At 57.5% G+C, this 14,739-nt stretch carries 20 protein-coding genes; 18 read left to right on the forward strand and 2 right to left on the reverse strand.

Annotation, left to right across the window (positions count from 1 at the left end; genetic code table 11):
- Window positions 1–69 precede the first annotated feature (69 nt).
- The 6 genes from SM766_RS18645 (at window position 70) to rplP (ending at window position 4,581) form a co-directional block, all read left to right on the forward strand.
- Entirely contained in the window at window positions 70–1,497 is a 1,428-nt protein-coding gene (locus SM766_RS18645) for an ATP-binding protein (RefSeq protein ID WP_368948748.1), read from the forward strand.
- Window positions 1,498–1,936: 439 nt separating this feature from the next.
- On the forward strand, window positions 1,937–2,779 hold the full coding sequence (rplB, locus tag SM766_RS18650; protein WP_065271471.1) for a 50S ribosomal protein L2: 843 nt from the start codon (window positions 1,937–1,939) through the stop codon (window positions 2,777–2,779).
- A gap of 3 nt (window positions 2,780–2,782) precedes the next feature.
- On the forward strand, window positions 2,783–3,061 hold the full coding sequence (gene rpsS, locus SM766_RS18655; RefSeq protein WP_065271470.1) for a 30S ribosomal protein S19: 279 nt from the start codon (window positions 2,783–2,785) through the stop codon (window positions 3,059–3,061).
- A 3-nt stretch (window positions 3,062–3,064) separates the two neighbouring features.
- Complete coding sequence (rplV, locus tag SM766_RS18660) at window positions 3,065–3,445, forward strand: 50S ribosomal protein L22 (protein WP_065271469.1); 381 nt, start codon at window positions 3,065–3,067, stop codon at window positions 3,443–3,445.
- A complete protein-coding gene (gene rpsC, locus SM766_RS18665) occupies window positions 3,445–4,155 on the forward strand; it encodes a 30S ribosomal protein S3 (protein ID WP_065271468.1) in 711 nt (236 codons plus the stop codon). The genes rplV and rpsC overlap by 1 nt, the downstream gene beginning before the upstream one ends.
- Window positions 4,156–4,167: 12 nt before the next feature.
- Window positions 4,168–4,581, forward strand: coding sequence for a 50S ribosomal protein L16 (gene rplP / locus SM766_RS18670; protein WP_065271467.1), 414 nt, complete (start codon window positions 4,168–4,170; stop codon window positions 4,579–4,581).
- 227 nt (window positions 4,582–4,808) lie between these two features.
- Here rplP and SM766_RS18675 read toward each other — a convergent pair whose 3' ends face one another.
- Window positions 4,809–6,974: a methyl-accepting chemotaxis protein gene (locus SM766_RS18675; protein ID WP_368948749.1), complete on the reverse strand. Its 2,166-nt coding sequence runs from the start codon at window positions 6,972–6,974 to the stop codon at window positions 4,809–4,811.
- Window positions 6,975–7,230: 256 nt separating this feature from the next.
- Between SM766_RS18675 and SM766_RS18680 the strand changes: the two genes are divergently transcribed.
- From SM766_RS18680 to rpmD, 12 genes are all read left to right on the forward strand, one after another.
- Window positions 7,231–7,851, forward strand: coding sequence for a TIGR02466 family protein (locus SM766_RS18680; RefSeq protein WP_368948750.1), 621 nt, complete (start codon window positions 7,231–7,233; stop codon window positions 7,849–7,851).
- A gap of 423 nt (window positions 7,852–8,274) precedes the next feature.
- A complete protein-coding gene (rpmC, locus tag SM766_RS18685) occupies window positions 8,275–8,475 on the forward strand; it encodes a 50S ribosomal protein L29 (protein WP_065271464.1) in 201 nt (66 codons plus the stop codon).
- A gap of 12 nt (window positions 8,476–8,487) precedes the next feature.
- Entirely contained in the window at window positions 8,488–8,718 is a 231-nt protein-coding gene (gene rpsQ, locus SM766_RS18690; RefSeq protein WP_008555996.1) for a 30S ribosomal protein S17, read from the forward strand.
- A 100-nt stretch (window positions 8,719–8,818) separates the two neighbouring features.
- Window positions 8,819–9,187: a 50S ribosomal protein L14 gene (rplN, locus tag SM766_RS18695; protein WP_005621870.1), complete on the forward strand. Its 369-nt coding sequence runs from the start codon at window positions 8,819–8,821 to the stop codon at window positions 9,185–9,187.
- Between the two features lie 2 nt (window positions 9,188–9,189).
- Window positions 9,190–9,501: a 50S ribosomal protein L24 gene (rplX, locus tag SM766_RS18700; RefSeq protein WP_065271463.1), complete on the forward strand. Its 312-nt coding sequence runs from the start codon at window positions 9,190–9,192 to the stop codon at window positions 9,499–9,501.
- The gene (gene rplE, locus SM766_RS18705) at window positions 9,494–10,057 is read left to right on the forward strand and encodes a 50S ribosomal protein L5 (protein ID WP_065271462.1); all 564 of its coding nucleotides are present in this window, start codon (window positions 9,494–9,496) and stop codon (window positions 10,055–10,057) included. Before rplX ends, rplE begins: the two co-directional genes overlap by 8 nt.
- Before the next feature lie 18 nt (window positions 10,058–10,075).
- The gene (gene rpsN / locus SM766_RS18710; RefSeq protein ID WP_065271461.1) at window positions 10,076–10,381 is read left to right on the forward strand and encodes a 30S ribosomal protein S14; all 306 of its coding nucleotides are present in this window, start codon (window positions 10,076–10,078) and stop codon (window positions 10,379–10,381) included.
- Between the two features lie 13 nt (window positions 10,382–10,394).
- On the forward strand, window positions 10,395–10,787 hold the full coding sequence (gene rpsH, locus SM766_RS18715; protein ID WP_065271460.1) for a 30S ribosomal protein S8: 393 nt from the start codon (window positions 10,395–10,397) through the stop codon (window positions 10,785–10,787).
- Window positions 10,788–10,799: 12 nt separating this feature from the next.
- The gene (gene rplF / locus SM766_RS18720) at window positions 10,800–11,333 is read left to right on the forward strand and encodes a 50S ribosomal protein L6 (RefSeq protein WP_065271459.1); all 534 of its coding nucleotides are present in this window, start codon (window positions 10,800–10,802) and stop codon (window positions 11,331–11,333) included.
- A gap of 11 nt (window positions 11,334–11,344) precedes the next feature.
- Entirely contained in the window at window positions 11,345–11,704 is a 360-nt protein-coding gene (gene rplR, locus SM766_RS18725) for a 50S ribosomal protein L18 (RefSeq protein WP_065271458.1), read from the forward strand.
- A 123-nt stretch (window positions 11,705–11,827) separates the two neighbouring features.
- The gene (gene rpsE / locus SM766_RS18730; RefSeq protein ID WP_065271457.1) at window positions 11,828–12,397 is read left to right on the forward strand and encodes a 30S ribosomal protein S5; all 570 of its coding nucleotides are present in this window, start codon (window positions 11,828–11,830) and stop codon (window positions 12,395–12,397) included.
- A gap of 12 nt (window positions 12,398–12,409) precedes the next feature.
- Window positions 12,410–12,598 (forward strand): 50S ribosomal protein L30, encoded by a 189-nt coding sequence (gene rpmD / locus SM766_RS18735; protein ID WP_065271456.1) that lies wholly within the window; start codon window positions 12,410–12,412, stop codon window positions 12,596–12,598.
- Window positions 12,599–12,706: 108 nt separating this feature from the next.
- Here the strand turns inward: rpmD and SM766_RS18740 are convergent, their stop codons facing one another.
- Window positions 12,707–14,299, reverse strand: a complete 1,593-nt coding sequence (locus tag SM766_RS18740) for a sulfotransferase (protein WP_368948753.1) — start codon at window positions 14,297–14,299, stop codon at window positions 12,707–12,709.
- Between the last annotated feature and the right edge of the window lie 440 nt (window positions 14,300–14,739).

A 14,739-nucleotide genomic window follows, 5' to 3' on the forward strand; every position in this document is an offset into this window, starting at 1 on the left:
AAGCGGGGGCCTTTTTCGTTGCCTAGGGAAGGCTTTAGTTGAAAAGGTTGGTTTGACGAGTCATCATGGTTGTGTGATCATATTGTAGAAAGTCCATTCAAAGTGGCCCCTGACTCATTCATCGTTGATGGCACACCGCAAAAAAGGCTTTTTAGGTCAATCATCGCTGACTATGGCCTGCTAACGTCGATATGTGAGTTGATTGATAATGCTATAGACCATTGGACAGCATCAGGCCGTCAACGAACCTTGCTAATCCAACTGTTTTTGAACGCTGATAGGCAACTGATAGCCATAAGGGATAATGCTGGGGGCGTGCCGAGAAGTGACATTCAATTGCTGGTGTCACCCGGCGCCTCAAGAGACGAGGCTGGTCATCAATTCATTGGGAATTTCGGTGTTGGCGGCAAGCGAGCGGGAATAGCATTGGGCCAACGTGTCGAGGTTACTAGCCGCCATGGAGAAGGAGAGACACTTCGTTTCGTATTGTCGGATGATTGGCTGACACAAGATACATGGGAGGTGGAAGTTGAACGAGTCCCAGAGATTGAACCCGGATCAACTAATGTGTCTATTTCCAGCCTGAGGCAGGGGTTTTCGTTTTCCGACATCGACGCATTGGGTAGGCGCTTGGCTGAGATATACGCAAACTTCGTTGGAGAGAATTGTGATATTAGGCTGAACGGCAATAGCGTTGGAAGAACCAAATTTGACAACTGGGCCTACCCTCCCGAGCACCGTCCCAAGATATCGAACTTCGCGATCTCACCAAGTGAAGATGGTACTACGGTTGCTGTGCGCCTTTCGGCAGGTCTCATTCAGGATAGGGAGCCCAAAGAGGGCAACTATGGTGTATACATATACTGCAACGACCGCCTGATTCTTGCGCACGAAAAATCCCATGAAGTTGGCTTCTATAAGGGCGAAGCAGGTGTGCCACACCCCGATGCTTCTCTTGCTCGCACGATTGTGGAGATAAATGGGGCGCCAGAGTTGATGCCATGGACCTCAAACAAAAGCGGTATCAACTGGAGTCATCCTACATTCTTGGAGATACGAAGCAGAATAGTTTCTTTGAACGCCCACTTCGTAAAAGTCAGCAGGCGTTTGAAGAACGAGCGAGAGGAGAAGGTCTATGCCCACCAAAAGGGAGAAATGGAAGAGATTTCTTTAGATCATAAAGAAAGTTACAAGAAGGTAGTCGATCTTCCTTTGCCAAGAGGTCGTCGCAAGGCGTATTCTGAGAGAATAATTGACGAAAACGCTGGAATCACACTTAGCAAGCCTTGGACTCTAGGGCTGGTTGAGGCGATGGGCGTGGCAGATACCATAGCCCGAAAGCGCCTGCATACCAAGAACAGAATAGGTTTGATCATTTTAGATAGCAATCTGGAGATTGCTCTCAAAGAGTTCATTGTGCATCGGGTCGATTTATATCCACCACAAAAAATACGGACGCTCAACTTCTTGAGTTGTTCAAGAAAAGGCATGAGGTAATCAACAAAGTCAAAGAACATCTGCCACAAATTAATGATGAAGATTGGGGGAAAGTTCGGCATTACTACGATCGTCGAAACAAGCTGATCCATGAGCGAGCGACCGTACAAATCACGGATGCAGAGCTAGAAGACTACCGCAGTCTTGTCTGTCGTGTGCTTAAAGCCCTTTTTGACATAAAGTGCTAGCCATGGTGCGCTTTTGTTCGTGGCAATGCCTCTAGACACCCTTCCACATCACTGCTACATGGCTCCAATCCTGAAGGCCTCGGATTCGTCCGGGGCTGTCTCTTTTGTCGGGATACTGAATAACCTGGGACCTTCGGGGCCCTCTACATCGGTCACCTGAACCGCCGCATGCGGCACGTCAGGGGGCTTTAACATAGCTGGGCCAAAGACAAGAACCTAAGGCTCGGCACGCTAAACGGAAGACAGAAAGCATGGCACTTAAGTCGTATAAACCGACGACGCCGGGCCAGCGTGGGCTGGTTCTGATCGACCGTTCGGAGCTTTGGAAAGGGCGTCCGGTCAAGTCTCTCACTGAGGGTCTGACCAAATCGGGCGGCCGGAACAACACCGGACGGATCACTTCTCGCCGCCGTGGTGGTGGCGCAAAGCGTCTTTACCGGATCGTTGACTTCAAACGGAATAAATTTGATGTCGCCGCGACCGTCGAGCGCATTGAATATGACCCCAACCGTACTGCCTTCATCGCACTGGTGAAGTACGAAGACGGCGAGCAGGCCTATATCCTCGCTCCGCAGCGTCTGGCAGTGGGTGACAAGGTCATCGCCTCCGCGAAGGCAGACATCAAGCCGGGCAACGCGATGCCGTTCTCGGGCATGCCGATCGGTACCATCGTTCACAACATCGAAATGAAGCCCGGCAAAGGCGGTCAGATCGCCCGTGCAGCCGGTACTTACGCTCAGTTCGTTGGTCGTGATGGTGGCTACGCTCAGATCCGCCTATCCTCGGGCGAACTGCGCATGGTCCGTCAGGAATGCATGGCCACCGTCGGTGCCGTCAGCAACCCTGACAACAGCAACCAGAACTACGGTAAAGCTGGCCGTATGCGCCACAAGGGCAAGCGTCCCTCGGTCCGTGGTGTCGTTATGAACCCGATCGACCACCCGCACGGTGGTGGTGAAGGCCGGACTTCGGGTGGTCGTCACCCGGTGACCCCGTGGGGTAAGCCGACCAAGGGTAAGCGCACCCGCAACAAAAACAAAGCGTCGCAAAAGCTGATCATCCGCTCGCGTCACGCCAAGAAGAAGGGACGTTAATCTATGTCTCGCTCTGTATGGAAAGGTCCTTTCGTCGACAGCTATGTGCTTAAGAAAGCCGAAGCTGCGCGTGAATCGGGCCGCAATGAAGTGATCAAGATCTGGTCGCGTCGTTCCACCATTCTGCCCCAGTTCGTGGGTCTGACGTTTGGTGTGTACAACGGCAAGAAACACATCCCTGTCAACGTCTCGGAAGACATGATCGGTCAGAAGTTCGGTGAGTATTCGCCGACCCGGACCTATTATGGTCATGCTGCGGACAAGAAAGCGAAGCGGAAGTAAGTCATGGGCAAGGTACAAAATCCCCGCCGCGTGGCCGACAACGAAGCAATGGCGAAAACCCGCATGCTTCGGACCAGCCCGCAGAAACTGAACCTGGTGGCTCAGATGATCCGTGGCAAGAAAGTGGACAAGGCTCTGACCGACCTCACTTTCTCGAACAAGCGGATCGCGCAGGACGTGAAGAAATGCCTTCAGTCCGCCATCGCGAACGCCGAGAACAACCACAACCTGGACGTCGATGAACTGATTGTCGCCGAGGCATGGGTTGGCAAGAACATGACCATGAAACGCGGTCGCCCGCGGGCCCGTGGTCGTTTCGGCAAGATCCTGAAGCCGTTCGCTGAGATCACCATCAAGGTGCGTCAAGTTGAGGAGCAAGCCTAATGGGACATAAAGTCAATCCGGTCGGCATGCGCCTGCAGGTGAACCGCACCTGGGACAGCCGTTGGTACGCCGACACCAAGGACTACGGTGATCTTCTGCTGGAAGATCTGAAACTGCGTGAGTTCATCAAGGCAGAGTGCAAGCAGGCCGGTGTGGCCCGCGTGATCATCGAACGCCCCCACAAGAAGTGCCGTGTGACCATTCACACCGCACGTCCGGGCGTGATCATCGGCAAAAAAGGCGCCGATATCGAGGTCCTGCGCAAGAAGCTGGCAGCGATGACCGACTCGGAACTGCACCTCAACATCGTTGAAGTGCGCAAGCCCGAGCTGGACGCACAGCTGGTTGGCGAGTCCATCGCTCAGCAGCTGGAACGTCGTGTGTCCTTCCGTCGCGCGATGAAGCGTGCCGTTCAGAACGCAATGCGCATGGGCGCCCTGGGTATCCGGGTGAACGTCGCGGGTCGTCTGGGTGGTGCTGAAATCGCCCGTACCGAATGGTACCGTGAAGGTCGTGTGCCGCTGCACACCCTGCGCGCCGACATCGATTACGCTCACTCCGAAGCCATGACCCCCTACGGGATCATCGGGATCAAGGTCTGGATCTTCAAAGGCGAGATCATGGAGCATGACCCGCAGGCGCGTGATCGTAAGTCTCAGGAAATCCAGGACGGCCCTGCACCCCGTGGTGCTGGTGGCGGTCGTCGCTAAGGAGGGGATGAGATGCTTCAACCAAAGCGTACGAAATTCCGCAAAATGCACAAAGGCCGGATTTCCGGTCTCGCCAAAGGTGGTTCTGACCTGAACTTCGGCACCTACGGTCTCAAGGCTCTGCAGCCCGAGCGCGTAACTGCCCGTCAGATCGAAGCCGCACGTCGTGCCATGACCCGTCACATGAAGCGTCAGGGTCGTGTCTGGATCCGGATCTTCCCGGATACCCCGGTGACCTCCAAGCCCGTCGAAGTTCGTATGGGTAAAGGTAAAGGTTCCGTCGACTACTGGGCATGCAAAGTGAAGCCCGGTCGCGTGATGTTCGAAATCGATGGCGTCAATGACGACATCGCCCGCGAGGCTCTGCGCCTTGCTGCGATGAAGCTGCCGATCAAGACCCGCGTCGTGGTTCGCGAAGACTGGTAAGCCCAGGCTCTTTGGAAAATCAGAAACCCCCGCCGAGCAATCGGCGGGGGTTTTTCTTTGTGGTCACTCCCGGAAAATCCGTCTGCCTTCCTGGGGCGAACGGCAGTATGGCGTGGGGGCTGCGTAGTGTCGGGAAGGCAGTAAATGGCCGGCTCGGCGGAGTGCAGAGCGGGCCATCGTTTTGCGCGCGGGCGTCAGTCCAGGGGCGGCACGCCGGAGCTCCCGGTCTATGCGGCCCAGTCGTTTTCCGCAGCGGCAGGGGCAGAACCATGGTGCGCGTGGCTGCCTTTCAGGCGGAAGCCCGAGATCGCCTCGAACAGGCGGTGTGCCTCCTGTTGCAACAGCTGACCCGCAGCGGATGTTTGCTCCAGCATGGCAGCACTTTTTTGGGAGTCTTTGTCGAGCGAGTCGACAGCGACATTGACTTCAGTCAGCCCGTTGGACTGTTCCACCGTATTGTCGGCAATCGTATTCATGCGCTCCACGACCTGGATGATGGTCTGCACGATCTTTGCAAGGGACTCGCCAGTCTCGTCGACCAGCTTCACGCCGACGGTGACCTCGCCCCTGCTGGTGTTGATCAGGTTGTTGATTTCCTGAGCGGCATCCGATGAGCGTTGTGCCAGCGCGCGGACTTCAGAGGCAACCACGGCAAAGCCGCGTCCGGCTTCTCCGGCGCGGGCGGCCTCGACCCCGGCGTTCAGCGCCAGCAGGTTGGTCTGGAAGGCGACATCGTCGATCATGTCGGTGATCTTGGAAATCGCATCCGAGGAGTCCTTGATCCGTTGCATGGCTGTGACGGTCTGCTCAGCGATCGAGCGGGTGCCCTCTGCATTGTTCTGCGCATTGTCGACCAGCGATTTGGCGTCCTGCGCGCTGGAGGCAGTGTCACGCACCGTGTCGCTGACGGTCTGCAGCGCGGCGGCGGTTTCTTCCAGCGCGGCGGCTGAGGTTTCGCCGCGCCGCGAGGCATCGTTCATGGCTGAAGAAATCTCGTTGGCGGTGTTGTTCAGCATTTCACTGCTGCCGGTCAGTTGCCGGATCATGCCATCAAGGCTGTTGGTTAGGTGGTCAATCGCATCAGAGATTTCCCGGAACACGCCCTTTTGCCCCGGTTGCATCGCCTGGTTCAAGTCACCGGTTGCCAGACCGCCGATCACCTCTTGAACGTCCTTCAATCCCTTTTCGGCGACGGTGCCAATGGCGTTCACTCCGTTACCCAGTTCTGCGAACATGCCGCTGCTACCAGCGGTATCGACCCGTTTGGAAAAGTCACCTTCGGCGCAGGCGTCGATGACGCGGGCGATGTCCTTGGTCATACGGTGCTTGATCTCTTCGTCCTTGCGGAAGTCACCAACCGCCTCGGCGATTGCCGAGATTTCTCGGATAGGGGTCACGGGGAGTGCAGGGGTGAAATCGTTTTCCCGCATCTTTTTCAGAACCCTGTCAGTGCGTTTCAGGGGCCGGGAAATCCCGCGGGCCAGAAGCAGCGCGAGCACAATGAAAACAGCTGCGCCGCCCAGACCTGCGCGGGTCGAGTTACTGGCGGCCTGTTCGCTGATCGCGGCAGTGTCGGCAAGGATCTGACTCATGACGATACGGGACTCTTTGTGCAGGGCTTCGACCAAAGGTTCTGCAGCTGCATAGGTCTCTGACATCTGTTTCCGGAGATCCTGTTCTTTCAGGGTCTCATCAACATAGGCCGCAAAAGACGTCTGATAGGTGTCCATCAGATCCGATATCAACTGAAACTGCGCGCGATCCGCGTAATAGCTTTCGGGAAAGGCGTGGAACTCATCGACACGTGCATTCAACCGATCCAGGTATTTCGGATCCTTGCGCATGATGAAGTCCTTCTCGTGGCGGCGCATCATCAGCATCTTGACCTGCATCTCGGGCTGTTCGAGGCCCTGCAACTCGGTCTCGACGTTCTTCACCGCAGTCCGCAGATTGCCCTGCAGTCCGTCGTTTTCATCAAGCCCCAGGCGCCGGTTGCTGTCCGCGAGACTTAGAAAGGCTGCCCCATAAGCGGCGATCGCGGTTTCCAGTTCAGGCAGCGTGACGGCAGTAGACCGCAGTTCGGGAACCTGCGCGATATTTTGCTTCAGGCCGTCAAAGGTCGACGCCAGTTGATCCATGATCGCGGCATGGCGCTCAGTGTACTTTTCGTCCTTCCGCAGTAGGAAATCCTTTTCAGCACGGCGGGCCGAAAGAAACTGCTGCTCCAGATCGACAAGAGACATGTCGACCGCTTCGATCTGCGCGGCCCGGACTTGCATGTCGTCGCGAACCTGATGGGTATAAAGAGAAATGCCCGCCAGGGTGAACATGATGCCGGCGGCCAGCACGATGATCGACAGGATGGCGAGATTGATGGATACTTTGAACTTCATGGTGGGGCACTCGGTAGATAGGGATGCTAGGTGACAACCGGAACTCAGGTCATACTGGGGCAGGGTAGCAGTGCCGCGCTAATATTGTGTTGCGCCCCAGTGGCGGTCTGGGCATGGCAGGCTTGCCAGAGTGTCATGGCTGGCCGTGCTGATATATGTCCCGATGTGGCGGACGTTGTCCGGAGTGGGTTCCATTGCGCGGGGTGCAGCCAATTGGGACTCGCAATAGTGCGCCGGGCGAGGATAAAAGGCAGCTATGGCACAGATCGACTCTCTCTTCGTTACCCGTCTCTACCGCGCTGCATTGTCCGAACACGAACCGAGCATCGACGCAGGCGAACTTGAAAACTCCTGCCTTGTCATCGCTGGTGATGATGAAGCCGGACAGGACTGGTGCGAGGAGAACGGCTATCCCGGCTATACCTCCTATGCCTCGCTGACGGATCTGCCCTGGCGGTTCCCGATCTTCGCCGATTTGGTGAGATCGCTGGATGCCCATGTGGCGGCTTTTGCTGAGGACCTGGAACTGGATCTGGATGATCGCGCGTTGGTGCTGGAGGATCTCTGGATCAACATTCTGCCCGAGGGCGGTACACACGCCAGCCATATCCACCCGCATTCGGTGATCTCCGGCACCACATATGTGTCGATGCCCGAAGGCGCTAGCGCCCTAAAGCTGGAAGACCCGCGCCACGCGATGATGATGGCCCACCCGCCACGCCGCAAGGACTGCCGCCAGGAGCTGAAGACCTTCGTCTACCAGTCCCCCAAGGTGGGCGATGTGCTGCTCTGGGAGAGCTTCATCCGCCACGAGGTGCCGCTGAACATGGCCGAGGAAGAGCGGATTTCGGTGAGCTTCAACTATAAGTGGGAGTGAGCGCCGTCTTGGAAATGATCTGGGGGATCATTTCAGGCGCGAACGGGCGGAGTCCATTGCTTGCTTGGGATTTGCGCAACATGAGTGCAGTGCCTGACCCTGGGCGGGCGTGAAGCACCTCCCTGTCGGGAGGGTTGGGCGCGGCCCGGGCATCAGCCCGTTCCAGGCTGACTTTAAACGGCGTACTGAGTTGTGCGCATAGACTTGTGTGGTTCTCTGCCGCCCGTTTGGCACAAGCTGCATCTTTCCCTTGCCCCCAACCACCAACTCTCCTATATGAACCCATCACCGCGCTCAGTGATGAGTCGCGGTGATCCATTTTCTGTGCCCTGAACTCTTCGGGCGCGGGCTACATAACCCACCAGACGTAAGGGTGACCCATCAAAAGGGGCCCTCTGGTGCCAAGGAAAAGGAACAAAGGCGATGAACGCCAATGATCTGCGCGAAAAGACCGTGGATGAACTCCGCGATCTGCTTGCATCCATGAAAAAAGAGAGCTTCAACCTGCGCTTTCAGCAGGCAACCGGTCAGCTGGAGAACACCGCTGCAGTGCGCAACGCGCGCCGTAACGCAGCCCGTGTTAAAACCATCCTGAATGAAAAAGCCGCTGCGGCAGCTGAATAAGGAGCCTCTGAGATGCCCAAACGTATCCTGCAAGGCGTTGTGACCAGCGACGCAAACGCACAAACCGTTACCGTTTCCGTCGAGCGCCGCTTTACGCATCCGGTTCTGAAGAAAACCATCCGTAAGTCCAAGAAGTATCGGGCTCACGATGAAAAGAACGCTTTCAAGGTCGGCGACACCGTACGCATCATCGAATGCGCGCCGAAATCGAAAACGAAACGCTGGGAAGTTCTGGAAGCCTAAGAGCCTCACTTGAGGCTCCTGGCGACTAGGCTTTTTAGCACAGTCGAAACCCTGGGGGATCACAGCACGCATCGCTGCCCCAAAGGTCGGGAGAAACCACATGATCCAGATGCAAACAAATCTGGATGTTGCTGACAACTCCGGCGCTCGCCGAGTTCAGTGCATCAAGGTTCTGGGTGGTTCCAAGCGTAAATACGCATCCGTTGGCGACATCATCGTCGTCTCGGTCAAGGAAGCCATCCCGCGCGGTCGCGTAAAGAAAGGTGACGTCCGTAAGGCCGTCGTCGTACGTACCGCCAAAGAAGTCCGCCGCGAAGACGGTACCGCGATCCGTTTCGATCGCAACGCTGCCGTTATCCTGAACAACAACAACGAGCCGGTCGGTACCCGTATCTTTGGCCCGGTTGTTCGTGAGCTGCGCGCGAAGAACTTCATGAAAATCATCTCGCTTGCTCCGGAGGTGCTGTAATCATGGCTGCTAAACTCCGCAAAGGCGACAAGGTCGTCGTGCTGGCCGGTAAGGACAAGGGCAAAGAAGGCACCATCGCCTCCGTTGACCCCAAAGCCGGTAAAGCCGTTGTTGACGGCGTGAACATGGCGATCCGTCACACCCGTCAGTCCCAGACTGCACAGGGCGGCCGCCTGCCCAAGGCACTGCCGATCGACCTGTCGAACCTGGCTCTGCTGGACGCAAACGGCAAAGCAACCCGCGTTGGCTTCCGCATGGAAGGCGACAAGAAAGTGCGTTTTGCCAAGACCACGGGGGACGTGATCGATGCTTGATTCCGCTAACTACACCCCGCGTCTGAAGGATCTCTACAAGGACACCATCCGTGGCGCCCTGAAAGAGGAATTCGGCTACAAGAACGAGATGATGATCCCCAAGCTGGACAAGATCGTTCTGAACATCGGCTGTGGTCGTGCTGCCGTCAAAGACAGCAAGAAAGCCAAGTCGGCCCAGGCTGACCTGACCGCAATCGCGGGCCAGAAAGCTCTGACCACTGTGGCCAAGAACTCCATCGCCGGTTTCCGCGTTCGCGAAGGCATGCCGATGGGCGCCAAGGTGACCCTGCGCGGCGAACGGATGTACGAATTCCTGGACCGCCTGATCACCATCGCAATGCCTCGTATCCGTGACTTCCGCGGCGTATCGGGTAACTCGTTCGACGGTCGTGGCAACTACGCCATGGGCCTGAAAGAGCACATGGTGTTCCCGGAAATCGATTTCGATAAGATCGATGAGCCCTGGGGCATGGACATTGTGATTGCCACCACCGCGAAAACCGACGCGGAAGCAAAGGCGCTGTTGAAAGCTTTCAACATGCCCTTCAACAGCTAAGCGCGGGAAGGAAGAGACATGGCTAAGAAAAGCATGATCGAACGCGAAAAGAAGCGCGAGCGCCTGGTGGCACAATATGCCGCAAAGCGCGCCGAGTTGAAAGAAATCGCGAATGACGAAAACCGCCCGATGGAAGAGCGTTTCAAAGCGCGTCTGAAACTGGCGAAACTGCCGCGCAACTCGTCGGCAACTCGTCTGCACAATCGCTGCCAGCTGACCGGCCGTCCGCACGCTTACTATCGTAAGCTGAAGATCAGCCGTATCGCTCTGCGGGAACTGGGCTCGAACGGCCAGATCCCCGGCATGGTGAAATCGAGCTGGTAAGGGAGAGACAGATATGAACGATCCTATCGGCGATATGCTCACCCGTATCCGTAACTCTCAGCTGCGCGGTAAATCCACCGTCCTGACCCCGGCTTCCAAGCTGCGGGCATGGGTTCTGGATGTGCTGGCGGACGAGGGCTACATCCGCGGCTATGAGAAGACCACTGGTGAAAATGGCCACCCGGCTATTGAAATCAGCCTGAAATACTTCGATGGCGAACCTGTCATTCGTGAACTGAAGCGGGTTTCCAAACCCGGTCGTCGCGTTTACATGGGCGTCAATGACATCCCGTCGGTCCGTCAGGGCTTGGGCGTGTCGATTGTCTCCACCCCCAAGGGTGTGATGTCGGACGCAAACGCACGCGCAGCCAACGTCGGCGGCGAAGTGCTCTGCACCGTCTTCTAAGGAGGCTTACAGATGTCCCGTATTGGTAAAAAACCGGTCGCACTGCCCAGCGGCGTTTCCGCTTCGGTATCCGGCCAGACCGTAGAAGTGAAAGGCCCGAAAGGGACCCGTAGCTTCACCGCCACCGACGACGTCACCCTGTCCGTTGACGACAACGTTGTAATGGTCGAGCCGCGCGGCAAGTCCAAACGTGCCCGTCAGCAGTGGGGCATGTCCCGCACCATGGTCGCGAACCTCGTGACCGGCGTGACCACCGGCTTCAAAAAAGAGCTGGAGATCCAGGGTGTGGGTTACCGGGCGCAGGTTCAGGGCAACACCCTGAAACTGAACCTCGGCTACAGCCACGACGTCGACTTCGTTGCTCCGGAAGGTATCACCATTACCGCACCGAAGCAGACCGAAATCGTTGTGGAAGGTAACGACCAGCAGCAGGTGGGCGAAGTCGCGGCGAAAATCCGCGAATGGCGCCGTCCCGAGCCCTACAAAGGCAAAGGCATCCGCTACAAGGGTGAGTTTATCTTCCGCAAGGAAGGCAAGAAGAAGTAAGGACAAGCAAAATGGCAAACAGCAAACGTACCCTGTTTCTGAAGCGTCGCCTGCGCGTCCGGAACAAACTTCGCAAGGTCAACGCAGGCCGTGTACGCCTGTCCGTGCACCGCTCGAACAAGAACATCTCGGTTCAGCTGATCGACGATGTGCAGGGCAAGACCCTGGCAGCGGCCTCGACCCTGGAAAAAGATCTCGGCTTCGTTGGCAAGAACAACGTCGAAGCAGCCACCAAAGTGGGTTCGGTTATCGCCGAGCGCGCCAAGGCGGCAGGCGTCTCCGAGGCCTATTTCGATCGTGGCGGCTTCCTGTTCCACGGCAAGGTGAAGGCCCTGGCCGACGCTGCGCGTGAAGGTGGTCTGAAGATCTAAGACTTGCGGGCGGCGAATTCGCCGCCCCGATGATCCGGGAGGGAGCCTGCATGGGGTCCCTCACCAGGATTGAGATAACCGGCGCCCCGCCTGTTGGACGCGCCAGTCAGAAAGGAATGCCTCATGGCAGAACGTGAAAACCGCCGTGGCCGTGGCCGCCGCGAAGAAGAAACACCGGAATTTGCAGATCGCCTGGTTGCGATCAACCGCGTGTCGAAAACCGTTAAAGGCGGTAAGCGCTTCGGCTTTGCCGCGCTCGTCGTCGTAGGCGATCAGAAAGGCCGCGTCGGCTTTGGCAAGGGTAAGGCGAAAGAAGTGCCCGAGGCCATCCGTAAGGCGACCGAGCAGGCCAAGCGTCAGATGATCCGTGTGCCGCTGAAAGAAGGCCGCACCCTGCACCACGACATGAACGGTCGTCACGGTGCCGGCAAGGTCGTCATGCGCACCGCTCCGGAAGGTACCGGTATCATCGCCGGTGGTCCGATGCGTGCCGTGTTCGAAATGCTGGGCGTCAAGGACGTTGTGTCCAAGTCGATCGGCTCGCAGAACCCCTACAACATGATCCGCGCAACCATCAACGGCCTGACCAAAGAGCAGAGCCCGCGTGCCGTTGCACAGCGTCGTGGCAAAAAGGTCGCCGACATCCTGCCCAAGCGGGACGAAGCACCGGCTGCCGAAGCCGCTGAAGCGTAAGGAGACGGACACATGGCTAAAACCATCGTTGTAAAGCAGATCGGCTCCCCGATCCGTCGCCCCGCCAAACAGCGTCAGACGCTGATCGGTCTGGGCCTCAACAAGATGCATAAAACCCGCGAGCTGGAAGACACCCCGGCCGTGCGTGGCATGATCAACAAGATTTCGCACATGGTCGAGATCGTTGAAGAAAAAGGCTAAGCCTTACCCGGCATAGCCTGACAAACGCCTCCGCATTGCGGGGGCGTTTTTCGTTTGAACGGTCTCTGCTGAGGGTTGCGAAAAGTGAGATGGCGCGGAGGCGTCAGATCAGTCCGCCAGGTCCGGCCACAGGCTCGTGTCTAGGGCCTCAAGGAATTCAGCCAGTTCATCGGCCTGCGTACGCCAACCGCCAATGGATCTTTGGTGAACCGGCTGGCGGATCTGCGAGGCGCTCATCGTCAGGGTCGGGGCGCTGCTACCTTCCGGCGCGGCCATTTCCGGTAACCATTCCAGCCCACAATAATCTGCGATTGCGCGGCTGCCCGCCACCGGGTCTGCAACAAGGTCTTCGTAGTCGACCGTCAGGATCTGATCCGGGAATACGGTTTGCCAGTGATGCATGAGGCGCGCATATAGGCCGACGCGCCATGCCAGACCCGTCTGGTCGTAGGTGTAGGACAGGGCTGTACCGGTGAAGTGCGATTTCCACATCGACAAGGCCACGTCGCGTGGGTCACGCCGTACGTGCACGATCTTGCAATGCGGATAGGCCGTTTTGAGAAACCCTATGTAGCGGTAGTTTTCCGGCATCTTGTCGACATAGGCGCGCGTATCGTCAGGGCAGGGGGGCAGCCGCGCTGCATCTTTATGGGCAAAGATGCGCGCCGCCTCGGCATCAAACGGAATGTCGTTGCTCACGAAATCCTGAACCAGAAACCCGGTTGCCGCGCGTTCGCCCATCGTTTCCACATTTGGCAGGCGGCTCAGCATTGCCTCGACCAGCGAGGTGCCGGAGCGGGGTAGGCCGAGGACGTAGATGGGATATGGTCCGTCGGGTTTGTCGGTCGGAGAGGGAGTGATGTCCGGAAAGCGGCTCAGGATGCGCTCAGTCTGCCGGGTGTCCTCCTCTGCGTCATAGGGCATTTGTTTTGCAAGGATACCGTTTGCACGCTCGCGCGCCTTGGCGGCGGCCTGCCGGTCGCCCGTGGCATCTTCGATCCGGGATAAGGCAAACTGCAGTTCGGCAGCTTCGACCGAGCCTGAGCGGAGTTTGCCGAGCGCCTTTTGTGCGGGGCCGACCAGGGTTTTCATCTCGTCCCTGTCGAGCAACAGCGACAATTGTTCAAACGCCTGTGTCTGCGCGGGCTGCAGGGCCAGGACAGCCCGGAATTGTTCTTTGGCCTCTTCGAACCGTCCGGCCTCGATGAATGAGGTTCCGAGCCGGAGCCGGGCACCAATGTGCTCGGGCGCGAGCTGAACGGCGCGTTCAACCATCTCGTGGCCTTCGGCGTGTCTGTTCTGGCGGGCCAGCGGGAGGCTGATGTTGACGAGGGCCTCCACGTTGTTGGGATCAAGCGATAGCGCCGCTTCGTAGGCCGCGATCGCATCCGTCTCTTCGCCGAGGTTGGCAAGGATCAGGCCGCGCAGATTCTGGGCAGGTGCAAATGACGGGCGCAAGGTCACCGCTTGATTGATCGCAACCTCTGCCGCGGTGAGATCGCCCAGTTGCACATGGGCCTGAGCCAGAAAAAAACAGGCTGTCGCGTCGCCGTCACGCAAGGGTTCGACGACCCTGATGGCCTGCGTGTGGCGCCCTGCCAGAATCAACGTCTGTGCAAGGTTGTGCCGGGCGTCAACAAAGCCGGGGTCAATCTTCATCGCGCGCTGAAACTGAGCGATCGCCTCGGGCAGCTTGTTCATGGCTGAGAGACAGATACCGGCAATGTTGCACGGCTGCGGGTCTCGCGGATGGGATTTTTGCAGGCGTTTTGCAATCTTCAGGGCCGGTTTGTAGGCGCCTGAGTTGAGATAAGAGGTTGCTATACCGAGGTCCCGACTCGCAATCATTCCGAAACCGCCTTGTTAAAAAACTGTTACAATTCGCTGCCCGCTATCACGATGTGCAAGCGCGAAGTGTGAAGCAGTTCACGTAACTCAACGGATTTCTCGGGAGATTTGCGATTATCTGCACGGATGGGGGCAAAATCCCCATTATCGCCTGTTTTATAGCCATTCCGAAAACGCATAGCGGTCAAACGCTAGTGTCGGTTGTTAGGTCATGAAATGCGACCTATCTCCCCGGTGTCACAAAACAGACATGAACGACCAGCCGGGAAGGGATCCCGGTTTTGCCGAGATCA

This window comes from Pseudophaeobacter sp. A-200-2 (genome assembly GCF_041008815.1).
Classification (GTDB): domain Bacteria; phylum Pseudomonadota; class Alphaproteobacteria; order Rhodobacterales; family Rhodobacteraceae; genus Phycobacter; species Phycobacter gallaeciensis_A.